Origin of the sequence: Dysgonomonas massiliensis (genome assembly GCF_900240225.1) — a bacterium.
GTDB classification, from domain to species: Bacteria; Bacteroidota; Bacteroidia; order Bacteroidales; family Dysgonomonadaceae; genus Dysgonomonas; species Dysgonomonas massiliensis.
Genome location: NZ_OEPV01000010.1, coordinates 75,220 through 97,517 on the forward strand (window position 1 = coordinate 75,220; position 22,298 = coordinate 97,517).

23 protein-coding genes, 1 tRNA gene and 1 pseudogene are annotated in these 22,298 nt (G+C 35.6%); 16 read left to right on the top strand and 9 right to left on the bottom strand.

Features of this window, described 5'->3' with window-relative positions; translation table 11 throughout:
• Window positions 1–59 precede the first annotated feature (59 nt).
• The 3 genes and pseudogenes from C1A06_RS15250 to C1A06_RS11290 all read right to left on the bottom strand — a co-directional run.
• A pseudogene (locus C1A06_RS15250) lies at window positions 60–578 on the bottom strand (HAD family hydrolase); the annotation flags it as partial.
• A gap of 104 nt (window positions 579–682) precedes the next feature.
• Window positions 683–1,246 (bottom strand): Crp/Fnr family transcriptional regulator, encoded by a 564-nt coding sequence (locus C1A06_RS11285; protein ID WP_101690368.1) that lies wholly within the window; start codon window positions 1,244–1,246, stop codon window positions 683–685.
• A gap of 273 nt (window positions 1,247–1,519) precedes the next feature.
• Window positions 1,520–2,065 carry a hypothetical protein gene (locus tag C1A06_RS11290; protein ID WP_145996397.1) on the bottom strand — a complete coding sequence of 182 codons (546 nt, stop codon included), beginning with the start codon at window positions 2,063–2,065 and terminating at the stop codon, window positions 1,520–1,522.
• A gap of 805 nt (window positions 2,066–2,870) precedes the next feature.
• Between C1A06_RS11290 and C1A06_RS11300 the strand changes: the two genes are divergently transcribed.
• Window positions 2,871–3,464: a sugar O-acetyltransferase gene (locus C1A06_RS11300; protein ID WP_101690371.1), complete on the top strand. Its 594-nt coding sequence runs from the start codon at window positions 2,871–2,873 to the stop codon at window positions 3,462–3,464.
• Window positions 3,465–3,546: 82 nt separating this feature from the next.
• Here the strand turns inward: C1A06_RS11300 and C1A06_RS11305 are convergent, their stop codons facing one another.
• The 5 genes from C1A06_RS11305 to C1A06_RS11325 all read right to left on the bottom strand — a co-directional run bounded on the left by C1A06_RS11305 (window position 3,547) and on the right by C1A06_RS11325 (window position 7,380).
• Window positions 3,547–4,092 carry an ORF6N domain-containing protein gene (locus tag C1A06_RS11305; protein WP_101690372.1) on the bottom strand — a complete coding sequence of 182 codons (546 nt, stop codon included), beginning with the start codon at window positions 4,090–4,092 and terminating at the stop codon, window positions 3,547–3,549.
• Window position 4,093: 1 nt separating this feature from the next.
• Window positions 4,094–4,483, bottom strand: a complete 390-nt coding sequence (locus tag C1A06_RS11310; protein WP_101690373.1) for a virulence RhuM family protein — start codon at window positions 4,481–4,483, stop codon at window positions 4,094–4,096.
• An 8-nt stretch (window positions 4,484–4,491) separates the two neighbouring features.
• Window positions 4,492–5,718, bottom strand: a complete 1,227-nt coding sequence (locus C1A06_RS11315; protein WP_101690374.1) for a site-specific integrase — start codon at window positions 5,716–5,718, stop codon at window positions 4,492–4,494.
• A 282-nt stretch (window positions 5,719–6,000) separates the two neighbouring features.
• A tRNA-Arg gene (locus C1A06_RS11320) sits at window positions 6,001–6,074 on the bottom strand.
• A gap of 130 nt (window positions 6,075–6,204) precedes the next feature.
• A complete protein-coding gene (locus C1A06_RS11325; RefSeq protein WP_101690375.1) occupies window positions 6,205–7,380 on the bottom strand; it encodes a lactonase family protein in 1,176 nt (391 codons plus the stop codon).
• Between the two features lie 195 nt (window positions 7,381–7,575).
• Between C1A06_RS11325 and C1A06_RS11330 the strand changes: the two genes are divergently transcribed.
• From C1A06_RS11330 to C1A06_RS11385, 12 genes are all read left to right on the top strand, one after another.
• Window positions 7,576–7,827, top strand: coding sequence for a type B 50S ribosomal protein L31 (locus tag C1A06_RS11330; RefSeq protein ID WP_101690422.1), 252 nt, complete (start codon window positions 7,576–7,578; stop codon window positions 7,825–7,827).
• 304 nt (window positions 7,828–8,131) lie between these two features.
• A complete protein-coding gene (gene tig, locus C1A06_RS11335; protein ID WP_101690376.1) occupies window positions 8,132–9,508 on the top strand; it encodes a trigger factor in 1,377 nt (458 codons plus the stop codon).
• 171 nt (window positions 9,509–9,679) lie between these two features.
• On the top strand, window positions 9,680–10,351 hold the full coding sequence (gene clpP / locus C1A06_RS11340; protein ID WP_101690377.1) for an ATP-dependent Clp endopeptidase proteolytic subunit ClpP: 672 nt from the start codon (window positions 9,680–9,682) through the stop codon (window positions 10,349–10,351).
• A 3-nt stretch (window positions 10,352–10,354) separates the two neighbouring features.
• Window positions 10,355–11,602, top strand: a complete 1,248-nt coding sequence (clpX, locus tag C1A06_RS11345; protein ID WP_101690378.1) for an ATP-dependent Clp protease ATP-binding subunit ClpX — start codon at window positions 10,355–10,357, stop codon at window positions 11,600–11,602.
• Between the two features lie 154 nt (window positions 11,603–11,756).
• Window positions 11,757–13,949, top strand: a complete 2,193-nt coding sequence (recQ, locus tag C1A06_RS11350) for a DNA helicase RecQ (RefSeq protein WP_101690379.1) — start codon at window positions 11,757–11,759, stop codon at window positions 13,947–13,949.
• A gap of 1 nt (window position 13,950) precedes the next feature.
• Window positions 13,951–14,421: a pantetheine-phosphate adenylyltransferase gene (coaD, locus tag C1A06_RS11355; protein ID WP_101690380.1), complete on the top strand. Its 471-nt coding sequence runs from the start codon at window positions 13,951–13,953 to the stop codon at window positions 14,419–14,421.
• A 119-nt stretch (window positions 14,422–14,540) separates the two neighbouring features.
• On the top strand, window positions 14,541–16,241 hold the full coding sequence (locus C1A06_RS11360) for a S41 family peptidase (protein ID WP_101690381.1): 1,701 nt from the start codon (window positions 14,541–14,543) through the stop codon (window positions 16,239–16,241).
• Between the two features lie 60 nt (window positions 16,242–16,301).
• The gene (gene pyrH, locus C1A06_RS11365) at window positions 16,302–17,012 is read left to right on the top strand and encodes a UMP kinase (protein WP_101690382.1); all 711 of its coding nucleotides are present in this window, start codon (window positions 16,302–16,304) and stop codon (window positions 17,010–17,012) included.
• Between the two features lie 41 nt (window positions 17,013–17,053).
• Window positions 17,054–17,614: a ribosome recycling factor gene (frr, locus tag C1A06_RS11370; protein WP_101690383.1), complete on the top strand. Its 561-nt coding sequence runs from the start codon at window positions 17,054–17,056 to the stop codon at window positions 17,612–17,614.
• A 78-nt stretch (window positions 17,615–17,692) separates the two neighbouring features.
• Window positions 17,693–18,619 (top strand): ribosome small subunit-dependent GTPase A, encoded by a 927-nt coding sequence (rsgA, locus tag C1A06_RS11375; RefSeq protein ID WP_101690384.1) that lies wholly within the window; start codon window positions 17,693–17,695, stop codon window positions 18,617–18,619.
• On the top strand, window positions 18,603–19,019 hold the full coding sequence (locus C1A06_RS11380) for a ribosomal maturation YjgA family protein (protein ID WP_221405685.1): 417 nt from the start codon (window positions 18,603–18,605) through the stop codon (window positions 19,017–19,019). Before rsgA ends, C1A06_RS11380 begins: the two co-directional genes overlap by 17 nt.
• 26 nt (window positions 19,020–19,045) lie before the next feature.
• Window positions 19,046–19,414 carry a YccF domain-containing protein gene (locus C1A06_RS11385; protein WP_101690385.1) on the top strand — a complete coding sequence of 123 codons (369 nt, stop codon included), beginning with the start codon at window positions 19,046–19,048 and terminating at the stop codon, window positions 19,412–19,414.
• Between the two features lie 137 nt (window positions 19,415–19,551).
• Here the strand turns inward: C1A06_RS11385 and C1A06_RS11390 are convergent, their stop codons facing one another.
• Window positions 19,552–20,058: a surface-adhesin E family protein gene (locus C1A06_RS11390; RefSeq protein ID WP_101690386.1), complete on the bottom strand. Its 507-nt coding sequence runs from the start codon at window positions 20,056–20,058 to the stop codon at window positions 19,552–19,554.
• 120 nt (window positions 20,059–20,178) lie between these two features.
• On the opposite strand from C1A06_RS11390, the gene C1A06_RS11395 reads away from it, so the two are divergent.
• The 3 genes from C1A06_RS11395 to recA are packed head-to-tail and all read left to right on the top strand — an operon-like array spanning window position 20,179 to window position 22,268.
• Complete coding sequence (locus tag C1A06_RS11395) at window positions 20,179–20,760, top strand: LOG family protein (RefSeq protein ID WP_101690387.1); 582 nt, start codon at window positions 20,179–20,181, stop codon at window positions 20,758–20,760.
• 10 nt (window positions 20,761–20,770) lie between these two features.
• Complete coding sequence (gene bcp / locus C1A06_RS11400) at window positions 20,771–21,232, top strand: thioredoxin-dependent thiol peroxidase (RefSeq protein ID WP_101690388.1); 462 nt, start codon at window positions 20,771–20,773, stop codon at window positions 21,230–21,232.
• Between the two features lie 19 nt (window positions 21,233–21,251).
• Window positions 21,252–22,268, top strand: coding sequence for a recombinase RecA (gene recA / locus C1A06_RS11405; RefSeq protein WP_101690389.1), 1,017 nt, complete (start codon window positions 21,252–21,254; stop codon window positions 22,266–22,268).
• Window positions 22,269–22,298 lie beyond the last annotated feature (30 nt).

Here is a 22,298-nt window from a genome sequence, read left to right on the forward strand (position 1 = left end):
TAGGTCGCATGGATATTTTCTACAGAATTACAACCCCATAGAGCTACTCCGAAATCTATCCCTGCTTCTGATGCACACTGCATATCATAAATTGTATCACCAATGTAAATGGTTTCTTCTTTTTTCGCACCTGATAGCTCCAGATATTTGAGCATTGGATCAGGATATGGCTTAGGACGTTCACTATCATCTACACAAACAACGGTATCGAAATAATCATTTAGACCGAAAGGGATAAAGTCATTGTTGTATTCGTTTCTACTCTTTGAAGTAATGATACCTAGTTTATACCCTTGTGACTTTAACTCTTGAATAACACCTTCAATTCCTTCAAATAGTTTAATTGTATGAGAATACTTTGCCATGTAATTATTCCAAGTTTGGTTTGCAGCCAGAGTATTAGTGATTCCAATCCGTTTTAAAGTAACTTCCCCCGGTATTCCCAGAGCAAATTTCAATTCGGATAATTCTACATCTTTTCCTTTATATTCGAGCATAGTATCTCTCAAAGAGCATAGAACAGCATGTTCTGTATCAAGTAAAGTACCATCTATATCGAATACTACCGATTTTACCATTTTTGATTTTTATTTACTTTTTAATATATGTTGAAGCGATCATATTCAAAAGCAAAAGTAGAGAATAGAAAAGATATAAAATTTGTCATAGATTAAAAAATACTTTAACCCTCAGCACGTAACTTACTCAAAGTAGGTAGAGTAATACCAAGATAAGATGCAATATATCCAAGATTCACTCTATTGTGCAGATTAGGGAAATCCCTTACAAGTTTATCGTATCGTTCTTTAGCTGATAGTGTTAATCTATCTATTCTTAGATCTTGAAGCAATAAAAATATGTCTTGATAATATACACGTGCCCAATTGGCAATATCAATATTTGTTTTATATAATTCATTAAGAGTATCTATTGGAATTGTGTATGCCTTAGTTGCTTCAAGAGTTTGCACATATTCAAAACCTGCTTGATTCTTAAACATATCTAATGAGCCATAATTAACATCTCCTTCTTTGCAAAACCATGTAGTTGTTTCTTTTCCTTCTGCCAAGACATAGGATCTGGTTAATCCAGATTCGATGAAGAAGACTTTTCTATCTCGAACATTTGCTCTTATAATATGAGTCTTAGCAGGAAATATCTGCTCCTCAAAATGAGAAGTCAGTAATTCTATTGCTTCATCCGATACAGGATATTTGCTTTTAATGGATTCTATTACATTCTTCATATTCGACTAGCCATTATCTTAGAGTATAAAGTTAGTTAATTGCCTGATGACAAAAGAATATATAGGTGTTATTATAATGTGGGAAGAGGTTCTATTTAGTGTTTTTTGATTTTGTCTACTAGAAATATACCAACTATCGTGATGATTACATCCCCAATCGAACTTAATACTCCCGATAATTCACTGTTAAGAGTAATTTATTTGGCTTCAAAGATCGTCTTGAACTTTCCTTATTTGTAAAATAAAAAAACAGCTCATACATAATCAGATAGGTTAAAATAAAGATAACTGAATTGCTTTTCTTCCAGTAAGTTCATCAAATAAGTCTTTAGCTTGCTTCAGAACTTTCGTTGCATATTTATCAGAAGTGGAGGAATCTCTTTTCAAGTCTTTTATCATTTCCTCTAATGCTGTAATTATGCATTCTTTTCGTGAGTCAAAGATTTTACCCCAAGCATTTAGACCATAACCTGATCCTCCAGTAGAATAAGAATAGGACATTCCATAGGACCATTTTCCATTTATACCCCTGCCGATAGTTATATGATTACTCACTGCCCATCCATCTCTATGTGGAAACTCAAAATGTTCCTTTTCTAAGAAATCGGATTTCTCCAACCATCCGTACTGATTAAATTCTTTCTTTGTAAAGCCAAATAATAGATGACGATCATAGTCTCTTTTGTTCATAATGATTTGTCGGGGGGAATCACCAAAGCTCTCGTAATAGTCGATAGTAGCTGTGTCATTTTTCCAAAGTGCTTTCAGGTATTTTGCGGCTTCATGCCTTTCAATTCTGCAATAATTAACATCTTGCATTAGCTCTAACTTTTGGTATTTATCTAATGATTTATAATTATCCATAGTTGTGTATTTTAAAAGAAGAACATTAGAGATAAGGATGTAAGAATGACAAGGGACAGGAGGGAGAAGATTATCTTTATCAGAAACTTGACAATCTTGAAGAGCAAACATATCATCAGATAGACACTAACGAGGCTTACCACCATAAGGACATTGATACTCAATTGGCTAATCAACCATATACCGATAGTTACTAGTATTACCCTCAAAACCAATTTTATGATGATTCCAAAGCGGAGGGAGTTTTGTTTCACTATTTTTCTTTCGTTTCTCATAATTATGACATTTTTTTTGCGTCATCCGTCGGTCGGTCGTTTTATGTTTCAAGGGCAATAATGAGGTATAGGTATTTTATTGAGGCATATTTTATCGGAATAAATACGCTCACCTGAAAGGAAAGAGGAAGATTTGTTTCGATAATCGTAGGCTTGAATATGTACTCTTAAAATCCGCACATACCTTTGTCCATTGAACTAATAACCGATTGATGGGTGGCTCTATCGAATATGTGGAGTAATTAGAATAAGAGAAGCGAAAAAGAAAATACTATGTCAAATTCTAATATTAAAGTTATCAAGCTGTTTTTTACTACTTATAGATTATCCAACTTCACTTCAGTATTAATTGCGATTTTAATCTATGACAAATATTGTCTCATTACTCTATTCTAACTTTGGTTAGTATTTGTGGAATACTTAAATAAGGGTGTTGCAAATAAAACACTAAATTTATAACTATTATTTATTATAGATATTTTTTCATGAAAACAGAATTAGAAAAATGCCTTGCAGGAGAATTGTTCAATGGTGCCGATCCCGAATTAGTTGCGATGTGTACTCGTACAAAAAGACTTTTATCTAAGCTAAATGCTGCTGATTATGCCGACAATAAAAAGAAGTATGAAATCTTAACTGAAATATTCGGCTCTATTGGTAAAAGAGTGCATGTTGATATTGACTTTCATTGCGAATACGGGAAACATATTTTTGTAGGTAATAATGTCATTATTAATATGAATTGCACTTTTGTAGATAATAATCGTATAGAAATTGGTAATAACGTTCTTATTGCTTCAAACGTGCAAATATATACGGCTACTCATCCGGTTAAGGTCGCAGAAAGATTAGTGCAAAATTGGGATGAAAATTCTGGACAAGAATTTAGTCATTGTTACGCACTGCCTGTAACCATAGAAGATAATGTATGGATCGGTGGCGGTGTTATTATACTTCCCAATGTAACCATTGGCAAAAATAGTGTTATCGGAGCAGGAAGTGTAGTTACACGTTCCATACCTGCTAATTGTGTTGCTGTTGGTAATCCATGTAGGGTAATTAAAAACATTGATAATTGACTTTAAAAATATCACCTGTTTTTTATAAAGAATGGCGAACTGATATCAGTTCGCCATTCTTTATTTTAGAGTTAAACTTTGCCTATTCTTTCGACTTCTTTTTTACCGTATGCTTGACCTTTAGTACAGAAAAATTTAACTCGATTGTGGTTTCTGTTCCTACAGTTTGAAAATCACTGCTCAATACATCTGAAATCAATTCTCCACTTCGTTGCATCAATGATTTTTGCATATCCTTATCGGAAGTTTCTGAAATCTCGGCTATACTACGGGATAACTCTCTAACCTTTGCAAATGTTTCAATAATAGCAATAGTCGTTTCTGTGGCTTTAGGTGATTTGAGTATCGTCGCAACCATGTAGAGCCCTTTTTCAGAAAATCCTCGCATAGCATATTTACTATAATGTCCTTTACCTGATTCTAAGGTCGAAAATTTCGACCTTAGAACTTTTGACTCTTCATCTGTTAGTTGAATAATATATCCATCAGGAAATTTATCTGGATTATTCTTTACCGCTTCATTAATACGTTTGGTTTCCACTCCGTAGAGTTCAGCAACATCACTATCCAAAATAATTTGTTTACCTTGAATCAAAATTATCTTTTCTTCTATTTTTTGCAGTTCCATTTCAATTCAAATTAAATGATGAATACTCTTTGATAATTAAACCACAGTCGATAAGCTCGCTGTTCGATTTGCGTAGTGAAGAAAACACCCATTCCCGAAATACCTTTGTATAAAGCGTTTCTATTTTAAAACATAAAAAGATAATAACCTCTAAGTTGTAGTATATACGAATACATTCACCATATTTCGGACAAGTGTAACGATGTTCTCTGGTAACCTCATTCTTTCTCAAAAGATTGTCTTTGAATATCCTTTTCAGTTGATTCTTGATCGTGGAAATATTCGTTCCGAATAAATCGGAAATCTCATTGGCTGTCATCCAAACCGTACCATCTACTAATTTTATTTCGATGGTATTCATTTCTGAAAATCTAATATATCCTATTTTCATAGTTCGTATTATTTAGCAGTTTTTCTTGTTCTGTAAACTCTGGCTAGGCTGTCCATATCCGAACTCAGTTTTTTATCTACGATACGAGCATAGATTTGGGTTGTTCTTACATCTGTATGTCCGAGCATTTTTGAAACAGTTTCAATAGGCACTCCGTTAGCCAACGTAACCGTGCTTCCGAACGTATGTCTGGCAACATGGCAGGTAATTGACTTATCAATCCCGCAGACTGTAGCAATTTCCTTCAAATATTCATTCATCTTTTGGTTGGAGCATACAGGAAATAATTTTCCGTTTTTATGCTTTCCTCTGTAACGTTCTATTATCTTCAAAGGGATTTCAAGTAAGCGGATATTGGAAGGAACATTTGTCTTTTGTCGTTTAGTCATTACCCACTGATGCCCGTCAAAAGCAATCTTGATATTATCTTCTGTTAATTGAGCCACATCAATGTAACTAAGTCCAGTATAGCACATAAAAATGAAAATATCACGTACATGACTAAGTCTTTCGGATAGAAAGTTTTTCTTGTAAATGATATCAATTTCTTCTTGCGTAAGTATTTCACGAACAACTTTAGTCGTCTTAAATCTGAAACTTACAAAAGGGTCTATCTTAATATCTGCACCCGTACTTTTGATGTAATTGAATACTGTCCTAAAACGCTGAACAAATTTCAATGCTGTATTATTATTGCAGTTATAGTCGTTTTGCAAGAACAGAAAGAATTTTTCTACAAAAATAGGGGTGAGTTCCATTACGGGAATATCCGATAGCTTGTATTCTGCTTTAAGAAATTCTTTCAATCGGATTTTAGTTAGCTCGTATCTTCCATGAGTAACTTTAGAAGTATCTCTACCTATTTTGAGTAAATAGAATTCATTGTGTTCTTGAAAATATTCTAAAAGCATTCTCTTCTTATCGGTATCAATACCTAATAAGATGTTCTTGATTTTTTCGGGTAATACATAGCCGTAGTCATTCAGATGGCTGTGGTAAAGGTCTGTTACTTTGACACGGAGAGAATCTAATATCCGATTAGTTTTGGCTATTTCGGTAGTTCTGCCAATACATCTTCCTGTTTTAGCATCCCATTGGCTCGGATATACTTCCGTTTTTGTGTTGAATTGTGCACGTTCTCCATTAATGGTAATCCTACCCATAATAGGGACCATTCCGTTTTTACTCGGTCTGTTCTTTCTTAAATAGAATAAAATGTTAAATGTAGATTTCATAATCTTCTCATTTTTTGTTGGTAAAAATAAATCTTAACTACAAAACTATGGAAGACATTACGCTGCCAATATGCGACAAATGAGAGAATTAAGTTCTAATTCGGTACCCAAACTAAATATCAGAAAATGGTACCGATCTTGGTACCGATTGCCTGTCTTTTGGCTACCTTTCTTTGTCTTCTATTGTCTGATGGGGATATAAAAAAATATCCCTAAATTAATTATTTAGAGATATTTGTCTTGTTTTGGCGTTGAACTGTCTGTTAAGTTCTGTGCCTCTAGTGATCCGACCAGGATTCGAACCTGGGACCCTCAGCTTAGAAGGCTGATGCTCTATCCAGCTGAGCTACCGGACCTCACCTTTTTGCTTTTAGCGTGTGCAAAGATAATATGTTTTTATTTAAATGCAAACAAAATAAATGAAAGTTTCTTTCTTATTTGCAGCAAATCCGCATTGAAAGACGAATATCTTGTTAATGCAGATAATTATTTACATGATGCAAATTTCAAGCAGACAGGCATATCTATAGCTATGTCTTTATATAGATTTTCGAGTTGCCCTGTATTTTGATCAATCGAAAAAACTTGTATGACATTACTATCACGGCAGGCAACTAAAAGTAATTTGCCATTTGGTGTGATTGCGAAATTACGAGGATGAATACCAGTTTCTTGATATCCAATCTTAGTGAGGGTGCCATCTTGTCCGATAGAAAATATAGCAATCCCATCTCCTTGTAAGCGATTGGATGCATATAGGAATTTACCATTCGGTGTAATATGTATATCTGCACTGCCCTCTGCTTGAAGAGAATCTGCAACTATTCTCTGCTTCTCGTGTAAACCGCCATTCTCATAATCATAGACTAAGACTTCACCAGAAAGCTCAGTTATAAGATATGCGTATTTACCATTTGGGTGAAATTCTAAATGGCGAGGACCACTTCCTGCTCCAGTGCCAAAAAATGGGGGAGTAGCAAGTGATAAGAATTTACCTTCATCATTTGTTTTATTTAGATCCATTTTATGTATTTTGTCTGTCCCAAGATCATTAGCAAATAGATATTTATAATCAGGAGAAAATTGAACACAATGTAGATGTGGTTGACTCTGCCTTTCTGGATCTGTACCTTTTCCTAAAAATGTGACGATTTGTTGAGAACCTTCAACAAGTGAGCCATCTGCTGCAATATTGATCGCAGTAATGCTACCGCTAGAATAGTTGGCAGTAACCAAATGCGAATTTGTTTCATCGGTATTTATATAGCAGGGTGCAGCGCCTCCTGCAGGAATACTGTTGATAAAGGTAAGATTACCATTCTCTTTGTTGAAAGAGTACGCACTGACTGGCGATGTTTCGTTGTCGTTTTCGGATACTGAGTAAACAAAACGTTCATCCTTACTTAAAGTGAGGTATGAAGGGTTTTCGACCTCAACTTCGCTAATGTATTTCGAGTTGCCATTTATTGTATCTAGCATATATATGTAGATACCTTTGCTATCAGTTTGGGTGTATGTACCAATCAATAAATATAATGCTGAGTCTTGATTTATTGTCATATTCTCTGTTTTGATGATTGCTTCATCTTGTGCGTGTTTTTTATTGTTGCAAGCTGTTATATTCAGTATTACTGCAGCGGCTAGTAATAGTCTTTTTATCATAGTTGTTTAATTATATATGTATTTGTAAAATTAATGATATCTCTCTGACTTCAATCACAAAGAGAAATAATAATTGATCAGATATATGTGAAATATTTTAATTCATAAAATTCGATGTAAATTATTTTGAAATAATACGATAAAGAATTATCTTTGTCGTCCGAAATAGAGAAAATAACGAAAAATCACTATAAAATGAAAAAAGGTATACACCCAGAAAACTATCGCGCTGTAGCTTTCAAAGACATGTCGAATGATGAAGTATTTATTTCACGTTCAACTATTAACGCGAAAGAAACTATCGAAATTGACGGCGTAACTTACCCATTGGTAAAACTTGAGATCACTAGTTCATCACACCCTTTCTACACAGGTAAACAAACTCTTGTAGATACAGCAGGACGTGTTGATAAGTTCATGAGCCGTTACGGTAATCGTAAAAAATAAGATCGTAATAAACGATAAGACTTATGGTAGGGCTATCCAAATTTGGATAGCCCTATTTTTTATATTTCAACTTAACGAGTCGTTTGGGTTGTATAAAGAATTTTTATTTAATTACGTTTGTGATAAAGTTGTTTAGATAATAATTTTTCAAAAATCAATCTCGTTTTTTCTTGTTTCATTTTGAATATAACAATAATAAGGCTATTTTTGCACCGCCTAAAAAGCTGTAGTTAAAACTAATTCACTTTCAAGGCATTTTGACGAAATATAGAAAGTAACAATAATAATAAACTAGCCAAAAACAATGAATGTTATTCTGACTAATGTTGATAGCGTAAATGCTATTCTACAAGTAAATATCGAAAAAGGCGATTATCAGGAAAAGTTGAACGAATCACTTAAAACTTTTCGTAAAAAAGCAAATGTACCGGGTTTCCGTCCTGGAACTATTCCAATGGGAATGGTTAAAAAAATGTATGGGAAATCAATCTTAGCCGAAGAAGTAAATAAATTGGTTGGTGAAGCTATATACAAACATATTCAAGAAAATAAATTGAATGTTTTGGGAGAACCTCTTCCGAATGAAGAAAAACAACAACCTATCAATTTTGAGGTTGAGGGTGATTATGAGTTCTTCTTCGATGTAGCTCTTGCTCCTGAAATTTCATTAGAATTATCTAAAAAAGATAAAGTAAACTACTATAAAATAGATGTTGCTGAAGAATTGGTAGACCAACAAATAGCATCATACAAAGCTAATTACGGCAAGTATGAGAAAATTGAAGAAGGATCTACTGAAACTGACCTAGTGAAAGGTAAAATCAACGAACTTGAAGATGGAAAAGTAAAAGTTGGTGGCATCGAAGTTGAAGCTGGGGTAGTAATGGCTTCATATATCAAAGATGAAGCTGAAAAAGCTAAGTTTATTGGTGTAAAACCTGGTGATGTAGTAGTATTCAATCCAGGAAAAGCTTATGAAGGAAATGAAGCTGAAATAGCATCTCTACTTCATATTGAAAAAGAAAATATGGAATCTATTCCTGCTGAAGTTCAATTTGAAGTGACTGAAGTAACTCGTTACAAAGAGGCTGATCTTGATGAAGAGCTTTTCGCTAAAATCTTTGGAGAAGGAAATGTGAAAACTGAAGCAGAATTCCGTGAGAAAGTACGTGAAGCGATTTCTACTCAGTTTGCACCAGATAGTGACTATAAATTCTTGCTTGATGCAAAAGAAGTTTTAGAAAACAAAGTCGGTGATATTCAATTCCCAGATGCATTCTTGAAACGTTGGTTGATGGCTACAGGTAAAGATAAGTCAGCCGAAGAGCTTGAAGCTAGCTATCCAAAAATTATTGCAGACCTTCGTTTCCATTTGATTAAAGAACAAATTGTAAAAGATAATGATCTGAAGATCGAAGAAGCGGATGTTAAGGCGGTTGCAATGCAAGTTGCAAGAGCTCAATTTGCTCAATATGGTATGATGGGATTGCCAGAAAGTATGGTTGAAAACTATGCAAACGATATGTTGAAAAATCAAGATAGCGCTCGCAATCTAGTTGACCGTGCAATGGAAATCAAAATTATTGAAACATTGAAAGAAAAACTAGGTCTTGAAGAAAAAGCTATTTCTTTAGATGAGTTTAAAAAATTCTTTGAAACAGCAGAACAAACAGAAGATTAATCGGAAATTTACATTCATATATAAATTCCCCAAAAATGTAAACGTTTTGGGGAATTTTCTTTTGTAGACATAAGGAAGATTGTTAAGAGCTTATTTCTATGGCGAAGAAACTAAATGGCATGGTAATTGTTCATTAAAAAGTAGTATATTTGAAACAAAATTAAGAAGATTATGAATAACGAGTTTAAGAAATACGCTACCAAGCATTTAGGTCTAAATAGTTTAGGTCTTGAAAAGTATATGGATATAACAAGTAGTTATATTTCGCCAACTATTATCGAAGAACGTCAGTTGAACGTTGCTCAAATGGATGTTTTTTCACGTTTAATGATGGATCGTATTATATTTCTGGGAACGCAAGTTGATGATTATACAGCAAATGTAATTCAAGCTCAATTACTTTACCTTGATACTGCAGATCCAGGAAAAGATATTTCGATATATATTAACTCTCCAGGTGGTTCAGTGTATGCCGGTTACGGTATATATGATACTATGCAATATATAAGTTGCGACGTTTCAACTATCTGTACAGGTATTGCTGCTTCGATGGCTGCAGTTCTGTTGGTTGCAGGAGAGAAAGGAAAACGTTTTGCACTTAAACACTCGCGTGTGATGATTCACCAACCTCTAGGTGGTGCTCAGGGACAAGCTTCTGATATCGAAATTACAGCTCGCGAGATAGGAAAAGTAAAGAAAGAACTTTATACAATTATATCTGACCATTCAGGTAAACCATACGAAGACGTAGAACGTGATTCGGACCGTGACTACTGGATGACTTCTGACGAAGCTTTGGCTTACGGTATGGTTGATAAAGTCTTAATCAGGGAGAAAAAATAACAAATGGCTAAAAAAAATAGCAATAATACCTACTGTTCGTTTTGTGGGAGAAGTGATGATGATGTCAGCTTCTTGATCTCCGGACTTTCAGGACAAATTTGTGATAGCTGTGTTGAACAGGCATATCAAATAGTGACAGAAAATCTGAAAACAAAAAAGACTGCCAAAAGTGGTCTTAATGTAGAGAAAGATAAGCTGCCAACACCAAAGGAAATAAAAGAATATCTTGATCAATATATTATTGGTCAGTACAAAGCAAAAAGATCATTATCTGTAGCAGTCTATAATCATTACAAGAGACTGCTGCAGGAAACTGATGATGAAGTAGAAATTGAGAAATCGAATATCATCATGGTGGGTCCTACGGGTACAGGTAAGACACTTTTAGCTCGAACAATAGCTAAACTGCTTCATGTGCCTTTTGCTATAGTGGATGCGACTGTATTAACTGAGGCCGGTTATGTAGGAGAAGATATCGAAAGTATCTTGACCCGTTTGCTTCAAGCTGCAGACTATGACGTTGATCAAGCTCAACGAGGTATCGTATTTATTGATGAAATAGATAAGATTGCGCGCAAAAGTGATAATCCGTCGATAACACGTGATGTGAGTGGCGAAGGAGTACAGCAAGGTTTGCTGAAATTGCTCGAAGGATCAATTGTTAACGTGCCACCACAAGGAGGGCGTAAGCACCCAGATCAGAAAATGATAGCAGTAGATACGAAAAATATTCTGTTCATTTGCGGTGGAGCTTTTGATGGTATTGAGCGAAAAATAGCACAGCGATTAAATACACGCGTTGTAGGTTATGCATCAGCCGGAAGTACTGCCGATATTGATCGAGATAATATGTTGCAATATGTAACACCTCAGGATTTGAAGTCGTTTGGCTTGATTCCCGAGATAATAGGTCGTTTGCCTATATTGACAAATCTCGATGCGTTGGATCGTGAAACATTAAGACGAATTCTGACAGAACCTAAGAATTCTATTATTAAACAATACACTAAATTGTTTAAAATGGATAATGTGGATCTTACATTTGATGATGATGTCTATGACTATGTAGTCGATAAGGCTATCGAGTATAAGTTGGGTGCACGTGGACTACGTTCTATAGTAGAAACAATTATGATCGATGCGATGTATAACGTGCCGTCTACAAAGACTGACAGCTTGCATATTACAAGAGATTATGCTCAAGATCAATTGAGCAAATCCAATATGGACAGACTGAAGGCATCATGTTAAAAATGAATATGTGAATAAAAAAACATGGAAAAGGTTTGTTTATTTGAAATTCGGGTATAACTTCGTATTAGTGTAAAAGAACTAAGTTCGTATAGAACCATTGCTGGATATATACAAATATTAAAATAGACAACCAAACTGAAGCTTTTAGAAAATGCCCAATCAGAATGATAAATTGCAACTCGATCTAAAAAAGTATTTTGGTTTCGATAAATTTAAAGGAAACCAAAAGGCTATAATACAAAATGTATTAGATGGACGAGATTCCTTTGTTTTAATGCCAACTGGTGGCGGTAAATCGCTTTGCTACCAATTGCCTGCATTGATAATGGATGGAACAGCAATTATTGTTTCTCCGTTGATAGCCCTGATGAAAAATCAGGTAGACGCTATGCGTAATTTTAGCGAGACGGATGGTATTGCACACTTCATGAATTCGTCTTTGAATAAAAGCGCTATAGAGAAAGTGAAGGGTGATATCTTGAGTGGAAAGACTAAATTGTTGTATGTTGCTCCGGAATCTTTAACAAAAGAAGAGAATGTAGAATTTCTCAAAAATGTTAAAATATCGTTCTATGCAATTGATGAAGCGCATTGTATATCAGAATGGGGACACGATTTCCGACCTGAATATAGACGTATTCGTCCGATAGTAAATGAGATCGGTAAGCATCCGGTAATTGCGCTGACTGCAACTGCAACGCCTAAAGTGCAATATGATATCCAAAAAAGCCTTAGTATGATAGAGGCTGATGTATTTAAATCATCGTTTAATAGGGCGAACCTTTATTATGAAGTTCGCACCAAAACGAATGAAGTAGATAAGGATATCATCAAGTATATTAAAGCTAATCCCGGAAAATCGGGAATAGTTTACTGTTTAAGTAGAAAAAAAGTTGAAGAATTTGCCGAGATATTACAGGCAAATGATATAAATGCCCGTCCTTACCACGCAGGATTAGATGCAAATACACGTTCTGAAAATCAGGATGCTTTTTTGATGGAGAAAGTAGATGTAATTGTAGCTACGATTGCCTTTGGTATGGGAATTGATAAACCAGACGTTCGATATGTTATTCACTATGACATACCTAAGAGCTTGGAAGGATATTATCAAGAAACGGGACGAGCAGGCCGTGATGGCGGCGAAGGTAAGTGTATAGCCTTTTATTCGAGCAAAGATTTGCAAAAGTTGGAAAAATTTATGCAAGGTAAACCTGTGGCCGAGCAAGAAATAGGAAAACAACTATTGCTGGAGACTGCAGCTTATGCAGAAACATCTATGTGTCGTAAAAAAGTACTTTTACATTACTTTGGCGAAGAATATAAAGAATTGAATTGTGGGAATTGTGATAATTGCATTAATCCAAAAACTCTAGTGGAAGCAAAAGACTTATTATTGACAGCGATTGAAGGTGTAATCGCGCTTAAAGGAAAATTTAAAACAGATTACGTAATTAACGTATTGAGAGGTAAAGAAACCTCTGAGATTGAAACTTATGGTCATCAGGAATTGGAAGTATTCGGTTCGGGAGATGATGTTGATGTACAGGTATGGAACGAAGTGTTCCGTCAGGCTGTAATTGACGGCTTTTTCGAAAAGGATATTGAAAACTATGGACTGCTGAAAGTCACGAAAAAAGGCAATAGCTTTCTGAAGAAACCAACTTCGTTCAAGATATCGAAGATCGATGAAGATGAGATTGACGATGAAAATATAGACGAAGTTGCAATCAAATCTGGTGGCGGAGGTTCGGCCGTTGATATTGAGCTATTCTCGATAATGAAAGATTTACGTAAGAAAATGGCAAAAAAGTTAAATGTGCCACCTTATGTTATCTTCCAAGATCCATCACTCGAGGCGATGGCTACAATATATCCGATTACACTTGATGAACTGCAGAATATACCGGGTGTAGGTGCAGGTAAGGCTAAAAGATACGGACAAGAGTTTGTTGATATTATCAAACGTCACGTTGAAGAGAATGAAATGGTTCGCCCTGAGGATCTTCGAGTTAAGACTGTTGCTAATAAATCAAAAATGAAGGTAGCTATCGTACAAGCCATTGACAGAAAAGTTGCTTTAGATGACTTGGCAGAATCGAAAGGTATCGAATTTAATGAGTTGTTGGACGAGGTAGAAGCTATCGTATTCTCTGGTACTAAGATTAATATTGATTATTTCTTGCGTGAGGTAATTGATGAAGATCACCTTGATGATATATTTATGTATTTCCAAGAGGCAGAATCAGATGATTTGGAAGAAGCTATCAATGAACTAGGAGAATATACAGAAACTGAAATACGCTTGGTGCGTATCAAGTTTATCTCTGACATGGCTAACTAATATGAAAAAAAGAATAGGCTTATTTCCAGGTACATTCGATCCATTTACTATTGGTCACGACTCTCTGGTTAAGCGATCGTTGGATTTGGTCGATGAGTTGGTAATTGCCATTGGTATTAACGATACTAAAAAAAGTTGCTTTTCGCTCGAAAGGCGTTTAGAAATAATACGGGATTTGTATAAAAACGAATCCCGTATCTCTGTTTCTAGCTACGACTGTTTGACAATCGATTTTGCTAAAGAGAAAAATGCAACGATGATTATTCGGGGAATACGCTCAATCAATGATTTTGAGTACGAAAAGAATATAGCAGATATGAACCGAACAATGTCGGGAATAGAAACTGTTATACTTTTTACTGAACCTGAACTTACTCATATTAGCTCGACGATCGTACGCGAACTTATACGCTATGGACACGATGTCAGTAAGTTTGTACCCAAAGGAATTGATATTGATAAAAAAGATTAATTGATTTCGTTGCTGTAATAGAGAATCGTAAATTTTTTACATCTTTACATTTCAATATAAACTTAATTCGAAACACAACTCGATAATTTGTTATCGAGTTTTATTTTAATATACCAAATATGAAAAAAACGATATTCACGGCTTTACTTTTAGCAATTTTCTGTTTGTCAGGTTATGCTCAGAGTATGAGAATGAGCGAAGGAACCAAGAAGGTCGCAAATACGATGGCTCTTATTGAAAATTTTTATGTAGATGAAGTCGATGATAAGAAGCTATCTGAAGACGTTATAAAAGCTACATTAGAAAAGTTAGACCCGCATTCGAGTTACATTAGTGCCGAAGATATCAAAGAAATGGAAGAACCTTTGCAAGGTAACTTTGATGGCATAGGTATCATGTTCAATATGATGACAGATACATTGTATGTAATCGAGACTGTTTCGGGTGGGCCTTCACAAAAAGTAGGAATTCTACCAGGCGACAGAATTATCATGGTGAATGACACTGTGATTGCAGGAGTGAAAATGTCGAATAAGAATATCATGTCGCGATTGAAAGGCCCGAAAGGAACTTCTGTAAACGTAAAAGTTATGCGTCGTGGAGTTCCTGATTTGATAAGTTTCAAGATTGTAAGAGACAAAATTCCGATTTATAGTTTAGATGCTGCATATATGGTAGCATCAGAAGTTGGCTATATCAGATTGAGCCGTTTTGGAGCAACTACTACAGCCGAGTTTATGGAAGCTTGTGGTAAATTGAAAAAAGAAGGGATGAAGAATCTTATTCTCGACCTTGAAAGTAACGGCGGAGGATATCTGACTGCTGCAATTGAAATAGCAAATCAGTTCTTAGATAAGAAGCAATTGATTGTTTATACAGAAGGTACAAAACAATCGAGACAAGTTGCAGAAGCAAACAGCCGTGGAGCATTGACTGATGGCAAATTAGTTATTCTGATTAATGAAGCATCGGCATCGGCAAGTGAGATTGTTTCGGGAGCCGTACAAGATTGGGATAGGGGAGTAATAGTTGGACGTAGAAGCTTCGGAAAAGGACTCGTACAAAGACCTTTCAGATTACATGACAATTCGGAAATAAGATTGACTGTCGCAAGATACTATACACCTACAGGTAGAAGTATTCAGAAGCCGTATGAAAATGGTAAACCTGAATCATACGCGCGAGATGTGATTGATAGATACAATAAAGGTGAGATGATGTCGGCAGATAGTATTCATTTTCCTGATTCTCTAAAATATAAAACATTAGTCAACGAACGTACTGTTTATGGTGGCGGAGGTATTATGCCTGACTATTTTGTACCAATCGATACATCGCGTTACTCGGCTTATCATAATAAGTTGATTTATAGTGGTGCTATTTACAAAGTATCGATGGATGAAGTCGATAAAAACAGGAAACAGCTATTGGCTAAATATCCAACAGTCGAAGAGTTTGATGCAAAATATGTAGTTTCGGACGAAATGTTTGCTAAACTTGATAAAGAAATGAAGCTTGAAATAAAGGACACAACAAGTGTGGCCTCAGAACAAATAAGCAGTACTGGACTTCAACATAACGAGGCGGAAAAAGAAAAAACAGAAATCAAGAAGAAAGACGAGGAATCTGATAAAGAGGGGTTGGAGCGTTCGAAGACATTGATAGAAGCGCAGCTTAAATCTCTAATTGCCCGTGATCTGTACGAAAATGCAGCATATTATAAAATTATGAATAAAGAGAACAATATCTATAAGAAAGGTATTGAAATCATTACTGACGAAAATCTGTATAATGAGCTTTTACAGAAAGGACGTGAGTAACAAATTCATATTGTTTAGTGTAGAAAAAAATATTAGATTTGTAAAAACTTAAGAAATATAATGGCTAAATATAATAGAATCCTCCTGAAACTGAGTGGCGAATCGCTAATGGGCGATCAGCAATATGGTATTGATACAAAGCGTTTAAACGAATACGCTGAACAAATTAAATCCATTTCTGAAATGGGTGTTCAGATAAGTATCGTGATAGGTGGAGGAAATATTTTCAGAGGATTGAGCGGAGCATCCAAAGGTTTTGATCGAGTAAAAGGCGATCAAATGGGAATGCTTGCTACTGTTATCAACAGCTTAGCTCTCAGCTCAGCATTGACAGCTGCCGGAGTTAAATCGCGTGTGATGACAGCTATCCGTATGGAGCCTATTGGCGAAATATATACAAAATGGAAAGCCATTGAAGCTATGGACAACGGCGAAGTTGTTATACTTTCATGCGGAACAGGAAATCCATTCTTTACAACAGATACAGGTTCTTCTCTTCGAGGAATTGAAATCGAGGCCGATGTTATGCTGAAAGGAACTCGTGTAGATGGTATCTATACAGCTGATCCAGAGAAAGATCCTACAGCAACTAAATTTGATAAGATTTCGTATGACGAAGTATTGGAAAGAGGGCTGAAAGTGATGGACTTAACGGCTACAGTAATGTGTAAAGAAAACAATCTGCCAATTGTAGTTTTCGATATGGATACACCGGGTAATCTGGAAAAAGTAATGCGTGGCGAGAATATTGGAACATATGTTCATGCATAAATTGAGAATTTGATAAAATAATTATATAAAAGTAAAAATCTATGTCAGATATTGCAGCAATAACCAAGAAAGCAGAAGAGAAAATGCAAGGTTCTGTAGAATATTTGGAAGAAGTATTGTCACGTATTCGTGCAGGAAAAGCTAATCCTCATATTTTAGACGGAATTAAACTAGATTATTACGGAACATTGACACCATTGAGTGGAGTTGCATCGATCAATACGCCTGATGCGCGTACAATCGTGATACAACCATGGGAAAAGCAAATGTTGCGTGAAGTAGAAAAAGCAATCCTTGATTCGGATGTAGGTATTACACCGGACAATAATGGAGAGATGATCCGTTTGAGTATGCCTCCTTTGACAGAAGAGCGTCGTAAACAATTGGTAAAACAATCTAAGGGCGAAGCTGAAGATGCAAAAATTAGTGTTCGTAATGCTCGTCGTGATGCAATTGACGGATACAAAAAACTTGTTAAAGAAGGTTTAGGCGAAGATTTAGCGAAAGATGCTGAAGCTAGCATGCAAAAAATTCATGATAAGTATATCAAAAAGATAGATGAAGTTTTTGCATTGAAAGAAAAAGAAATCTTGACAGTCTAAATTGAAGCAATGAAATAAACAAGAACTCAAAGTACTATTTGTTACTTTGGGTTCTCGTTGCTTATATAAATATATTGAATGACAGAAGGATTAGTCATAAGAAATACTGGTAGTTGGTATCTTGTTCGTACGGATGAGGGTACTGATGTTGAATGTAAAATTAAAGGTAACTTTCGTTTGCAGGGAATCCGGAGTACAAATCCGGTTGTAGTAGGGGATAGGGTAACTATCATTCAGAATCCTGAGGGTACGGCCTTTATTACAGAAATAAAAGATCGTAAGAACTACGTTATACGCCGTGCTTCGAATTTATCGAAACAATCTCATATTTTAGCGGCGAATGTAGACTTGTGTTTTCTAGTAGTAACTGTGAGTTTCCCTGAAACATCGACAGTTTTTATCGATCGTTTTCTAGCTATGAGTGAAGCTTATAGTATACCTACTTGTATTGTTTTCAATAAAGTAGATATTTATGATGAAGATGAATTAGCTTATCTTGATGCTCTAACAAATCTGTACGAGACGATAGGTTACTCGTGTATTAAAGTTTCTGCTTTAGAGAAAGAGAATCTAGATACACTTCATGAGCTGATTGAAGGAAAAGTAACACTGTTTTCGGGGCATTCGGGAGTTGGAAAATCAACATTGATAAATGCTTTGGTACCTGAAGCCGAATTGCGAACGGGAGCAATTTCTGAAATTCACAATAAAGGGATGCATACTACAACCTTTTCTGAGATGCTCGAACTGGAATCGGGAGGCTATATAATTGATACACCTGGAGTGAAAGGCTTCGGTACGGTGAATATGGAAAAAGAAGAGATATCTCATTATTTTAAAGATATTTTTAAATTTTCGAAAGACTGTCGATTCAACAATTGTTTACACTTGAACGAGCCGGGTTGTGCAGTCCGAGATGCAGTCGAAAACCATTATATCAGCGAAAGTCGCTATAAATCATACTTGAGTATGATGGAGGAAGATATTGATGAAAAATACCGATAAATCCCCTCTGTTGCGTTTCCGATTTGATCTGAAATCGTTGCTTATTGCTATAACTATTTTCTTCGTTGAAGTTCTGATAGCATTGTATGTTGATGATAAAATCATAAGACCTTATGTCGGCGATATATTGGTAGTCATACTAATATATTATTTTATAAAAGCATTTTTTGAAATTAAAAAACTATATTTGGTTGTTGCAGTTCTGTTATTTGCCTATTTAGTAGAATTTGGTCAGTATCTGAATATGGTAGAACTTTTTGGTTTGCAAAATAATAGAGTAGCACGTATTGTTCTTGGAACAGTTTTCACGTGGGGCGATATGCTTTGCTATACGATAGGTGGAGTTTTGTGTTACTTTTTTGATAAGTCAGCTACAAGTGTCAGTACAATAAGTGAATAGATTAGAAATCCAATAATGTTAGAACGATGAAAACAATAGGAAATTTGATATGGTTTATATTCGGAGGCTGGATGATAGCTTTGGAGTATATTTTAGGCGGTGTTACCCTGATGATTACTATTATAGGAATCCCTTTTGGTATTCAGAGTATCAAGTTAGGTGTTTTTTCGATATGGCCATTCGGGCATAAAATAGAAAAAGCAGAAGATACTGTTGGTTACCTGAATGTAGTGATGAATATAATTTGGTTCTTTGTTGCAGGTTTCTGGATAATGCTAACTCATCTATTGTGGGGAATCTTTTTTTGTATAACAATTATAGGAATCCCATTCGGAAAGCAGCATTTCAAGCTGATGGCATTAGCTCTTAGCCCGTTCGGTAAAAGAATTGTCTAGACTAAATAAAATGGCATAAAATAAAAAGAGCTTTATCTATACAAGAAAAGCTCTTTGATATTTCAGAAGTATACAATACTGTAATCAATCAAAAACTGTATACAAGTGTTACTTTTTAACAATTGGTACTTCGTTGATTAAGGATTAGATTCAGAATTACTTTTTAAATCCTCATAGTCACAAATCAAAAAGAAGGTATAATCTTCAACCGTATCGGGCTCTACATCTTTCCATGCTCTTTTCTTTTTGTCAATGGTTGAGCGAAGGATCAATTTGCCCGTAGAGTCATAATCCTCAACAGCAATAACCCGAGATTTCTTGTTAGCACAATCGCATTCATATTCGTATATACAATAACTGAAATCGTTCCATCTTTCAATTTTGTACATTTTCAGTCCCTTGCTGGCAATATTTTCGACATATTTTGCCCTATCTTCAGGAGAGGTATATATACGTTTTTCACGAGCATAAACAATAGAGCCTTCACGCTTGATAGATGATAAATCTACATATATTTCGAAGTCAGCACTAGCGGCTGTATTTGCCCAATTCTCAACAGTATTCTGTACTTTTTTTGAAGAATTACAGCTATCAAACGATAGAATTGCTAGAATAGATAAAAGTATTATGGTATTGTATTTCATTGTGTTATGAATTAAATAAAAATAATGTATCAATTGTGGAAAACTTCCGTTCTCTTTGATGGTTTACTACCCGACGAGATTGATATTATTTCTTATCTTTGTTGGTAAACTTGCAAAAATATGAAATACGTAACAGTCTTCTGCGGATCAGCCGAAGGTAAAGAAAAAATATATAGAGAACAAGCATTCGAATTGGGAAAAGCATTGGTAAGGCACGATTACGGACTTGTTTATGGTGGTGCTCACGTAGGGTTAATGGGTGCTGTAGCTGATGGTGTATTGGATGCAGGAGGTGATGTGATTGGAGTAATTCCCCGTTTCCTAGAGAAGAAGGAATTAGCTCACTCAGGAGTAAAAACAAACTATCTGGTAGAGACTATGCACGAGCGAAAAGCGAAAATGGATGAGTTGAGTCATGCAGTTATTGCTCTTCCCGGAGGTTTTGGTACAATGGATGAATTGTTTGAAATGCTAACTTGGGGACAATTGGCTTTGCACCGGAAACCGATTGGTCTACTCAATACAGAGAATTATTATGATCCATTGATGGCATTTGTGGATCAGATGATAGAGAAACGTTTCGTTAAAGCTGAATATCGTGATATGATGCTTGTAGATAATAACATAGAGCAATTACTTAATAAAATGGAACATTATGTTGCTCCTTTAAATGATAAGTGGTTTGAACCTGCTCTAAAATAAATAAAAGAATATGGGACTAACAGTAGGAAATAAAATACCAGCCCTTTTAGGTTTGGATCAGAATGGTGTCGAAGTGAAAGCTTCGGACTATGCAGGTAAAAAAATAGTATTATACTTTTATCCGAAAGATAGTACACCGGGTTGTACAGCTCAGGCTTGTAATTTGAGAGATAATTACTCAGTATTGCAGAAAGAGGGATACGAAGTGCTTGGTGTAAGTGTAGATAGCGAAAAATCGCATCTTAAATTTATAGAGAAACAAGAACTTCCGTTCCGATTGATTGCTGATACAGATAAGAAACTCGTAGAGGCTTTTGGTGTATGGGGTGAAAAGTCGTTTATGGGTAAAAAGTTTATGGGGACATTACGTACAACATTTTTGATTGATGAGAATGGAGTTATAACTCGCGTTATTGGCCCAAAAGAAGTGAAAACAAAAGATCATACAGCACAAATATTAGTAAATCAATAATTTAAATCAAATATAAGAAATGGCAGAAGAGAATAAGGCTCCGGCAAATGCAGAGAAGCTGAAAGCATTGCAGGCAGCAATGGATAAGATAGAGAAGAACTACGGTAAAGGTTCGATCATGAAAATGGGTGACGAGAAAATAACTGAAGTAGCAGTTATCCCTACAGGCTCGATTGCCCTTAATGCGGCTCTAGGAGTAGGTGGTTACCCACGTGGACGTGTTGTGGAAATTTATGGACCAGAATCGTCGGGTAAAACAACATTGGCAATCCACGCAATTGCCGAAGCTCAGAAATTAGGTGGTATCGCTGCTTTCATCGATGCTGAACATGCATTCGATCGTTTTTATGCAGAAAAACTTGGAGTAGATATCGATAATCTATGGATTTCTCAACCGGATAGCGGTGAGCAAGCTTTGGAAATAGCCGAGCAATTGATTCGTTCATCAGCTATCGATATTATCGTTATTGACTCGGTTGCGGCATTGACTCCAAAAGCTGAACTTGAAGGTGAGATGGGCGACTCTAAAATGGGACTTCAGGCACGTTTGATGTCTCAGGCTTTACGTAAACTGACTGCAGCTATCAATAAAACAAATACTGTTTGTGTATTCATCAACCAGCTACGTGATAAAATTGGTGTTATGTTTGGTTCGCCAGAAACTACAACCGGAGGTAACGCATTGAAATACTATTCATCAGTCCGTCTTGATATACGTCGTATCGGGCAATTGAAAGATGGCGATGAAGTAAAAGGTAGCCAAACGCGAGTGAAAGTTGCTAAGAATAAAGTAGCTCCTCCTTTCCGCAAAGCAGAATTCGATATTATGTATGGTGAAGGAATTTCTCGTGCAGGTGAAATTATCGATTTAGGTGCAGAGTTGGGAGTAATTAAGAAAAGCGGATCTTGGTATAGCTATAACGACACCAAATTAGGTCAAGGACGCGAAGCTGCTAAGGATACAGTAAAAGATAATCCTGAATTAGCGGAAGAACTAGAAGCTTTGATCTTCGCAGCACTGAAAGAAAAGCATTAAGCAAAATATTTCTCTAAAAAGGGCTTATTT

What these genes read in the sequence shown, in the direction of transcription:
- C1A06_RS11285 (WP_101690368.1), bottom strand. Translation starts at nt 1,246, where the DNA reads ATGAAGAATGTAATAGAATCCATTAAAAGCAAATATCCTGTATCGGAT.
- C1A06_RS11290 (WP_145996397.1), bottom strand. Translation starts at nt 2,065, where the DNA reads ATGCAAGATGTTAATTATTGCAGAATTGAAAGGCATGAAGCCGCAAAA.
- C1A06_RS11300 (WP_101690371.1), top strand. Translation starts at nt 2,871, where the DNA reads ATGAAAACAGAATTAGAAAAATGCCTTGCAGGAGAATTGTTCAATGGT.
- C1A06_RS11305 (WP_101690372.1), bottom strand. Translation starts at nt 4,092, where the DNA reads ATGGAACTGCAAAAAATAGAAGAAAAGATAATTTTGATTCAAGGTAAA.
- C1A06_RS11310 (WP_101690373.1), bottom strand. Translation starts at nt 4,483, where the DNA reads ATGAAAATAGGATATATTAGATTTTCAGAAATGAATACCATCGAAATA.
- C1A06_RS11315 (WP_101690374.1), bottom strand. Translation starts at nt 5,718, where the DNA reads ATGAAATCTACATTTAACATTTTATTCTATTTAAGAAAGAACAGACCG.
- C1A06_RS11325 (WP_101690375.1), bottom strand. Translation starts at nt 7,380, where the DNA reads ATGATAAAAAGACTATTACTAGCCGCTGCAGTAATACTGAATATAACA.
- C1A06_RS11330 (WP_101690422.1), top strand. Translation starts at nt 7,576, where the DNA reads ATGAAAAAAGGTATACACCCAGAAAACTATCGCGCTGTAGCTTTCAAA.
- tig (WP_101690376.1), top strand. Translation starts at nt 8,132, where the DNA reads ATGAATGTTATTCTGACTAATGTTGATAGCGTAAATGCTATTCTACAA.
- clpP (WP_101690377.1), top strand. Translation starts at nt 9,680, where the DNA reads ATGAATAACGAGTTTAAGAAATACGCTACCAAGCATTTAGGTCTAAAT.
- clpX (WP_101690378.1), top strand. Translation starts at nt 10,355, where the DNA reads ATGGCTAAAAAAAATAGCAATAATACCTACTGTTCGTTTTGTGGGAGA.
- recQ (WP_101690379.1), top strand. Translation starts at nt 11,757, where the DNA reads ATGCCCAATCAGAATGATAAATTGCAACTCGATCTAAAAAAGTATTTT.
- coaD (WP_101690380.1), top strand. Translation starts at nt 13,951, where the DNA reads ATGAAAAAAAGAATAGGCTTATTTCCAGGTACATTCGATCCATTTACT.
- C1A06_RS11360 (WP_101690381.1), top strand. Translation starts at nt 14,541, where the DNA reads ATGAAAAAAACGATATTCACGGCTTTACTTTTAGCAATTTTCTGTTTG.
- pyrH (WP_101690382.1), top strand. Translation starts at nt 16,302, where the DNA reads ATGGCTAAATATAATAGAATCCTCCTGAAACTGAGTGGCGAATCGCTA.
- frr (WP_101690383.1), top strand. Translation starts at nt 17,054, where the DNA reads ATGTCAGATATTGCAGCAATAACCAAGAAAGCAGAAGAGAAAATGCAA.
- rsgA (WP_101690384.1), top strand. Translation starts at nt 17,693, where the DNA reads ATGACAGAAGGATTAGTCATAAGAAATACTGGTAGTTGGTATCTTGTT.
- C1A06_RS11380 (WP_221405685.1), top strand. Translation starts at nt 18,603, where the DNA reads ATGAAAAATACCGATAAATCCCCTCTGTTGCGTTTCCGATTTGATCTG.
- C1A06_RS11385 (WP_101690385.1), top strand. Translation starts at nt 19,046, where the DNA reads ATGAAAACAATAGGAAATTTGATATGGTTTATATTCGGAGGCTGGATG.
- C1A06_RS11390 (WP_101690386.1), bottom strand. Translation starts at nt 20,058, where the DNA reads ATGAAATACAATACCATAATACTTTTATCTATTCTAGCAATTCTATCG.
- C1A06_RS11395 (WP_101690387.1), top strand. Translation starts at nt 20,179, where the DNA reads ATGAAATACGTAACAGTCTTCTGCGGATCAGCCGAAGGTAAAGAAAAA.
- bcp (WP_101690388.1), top strand. Translation starts at nt 20,771, where the DNA reads ATGGGACTAACAGTAGGAAATAAAATACCAGCCCTTTTAGGTTTGGAT.
- recA (WP_101690389.1), top strand. Translation starts at nt 21,252, where the DNA reads ATGGCAGAAGAGAATAAGGCTCCGGCAAATGCAGAGAAGCTGAAAGCA.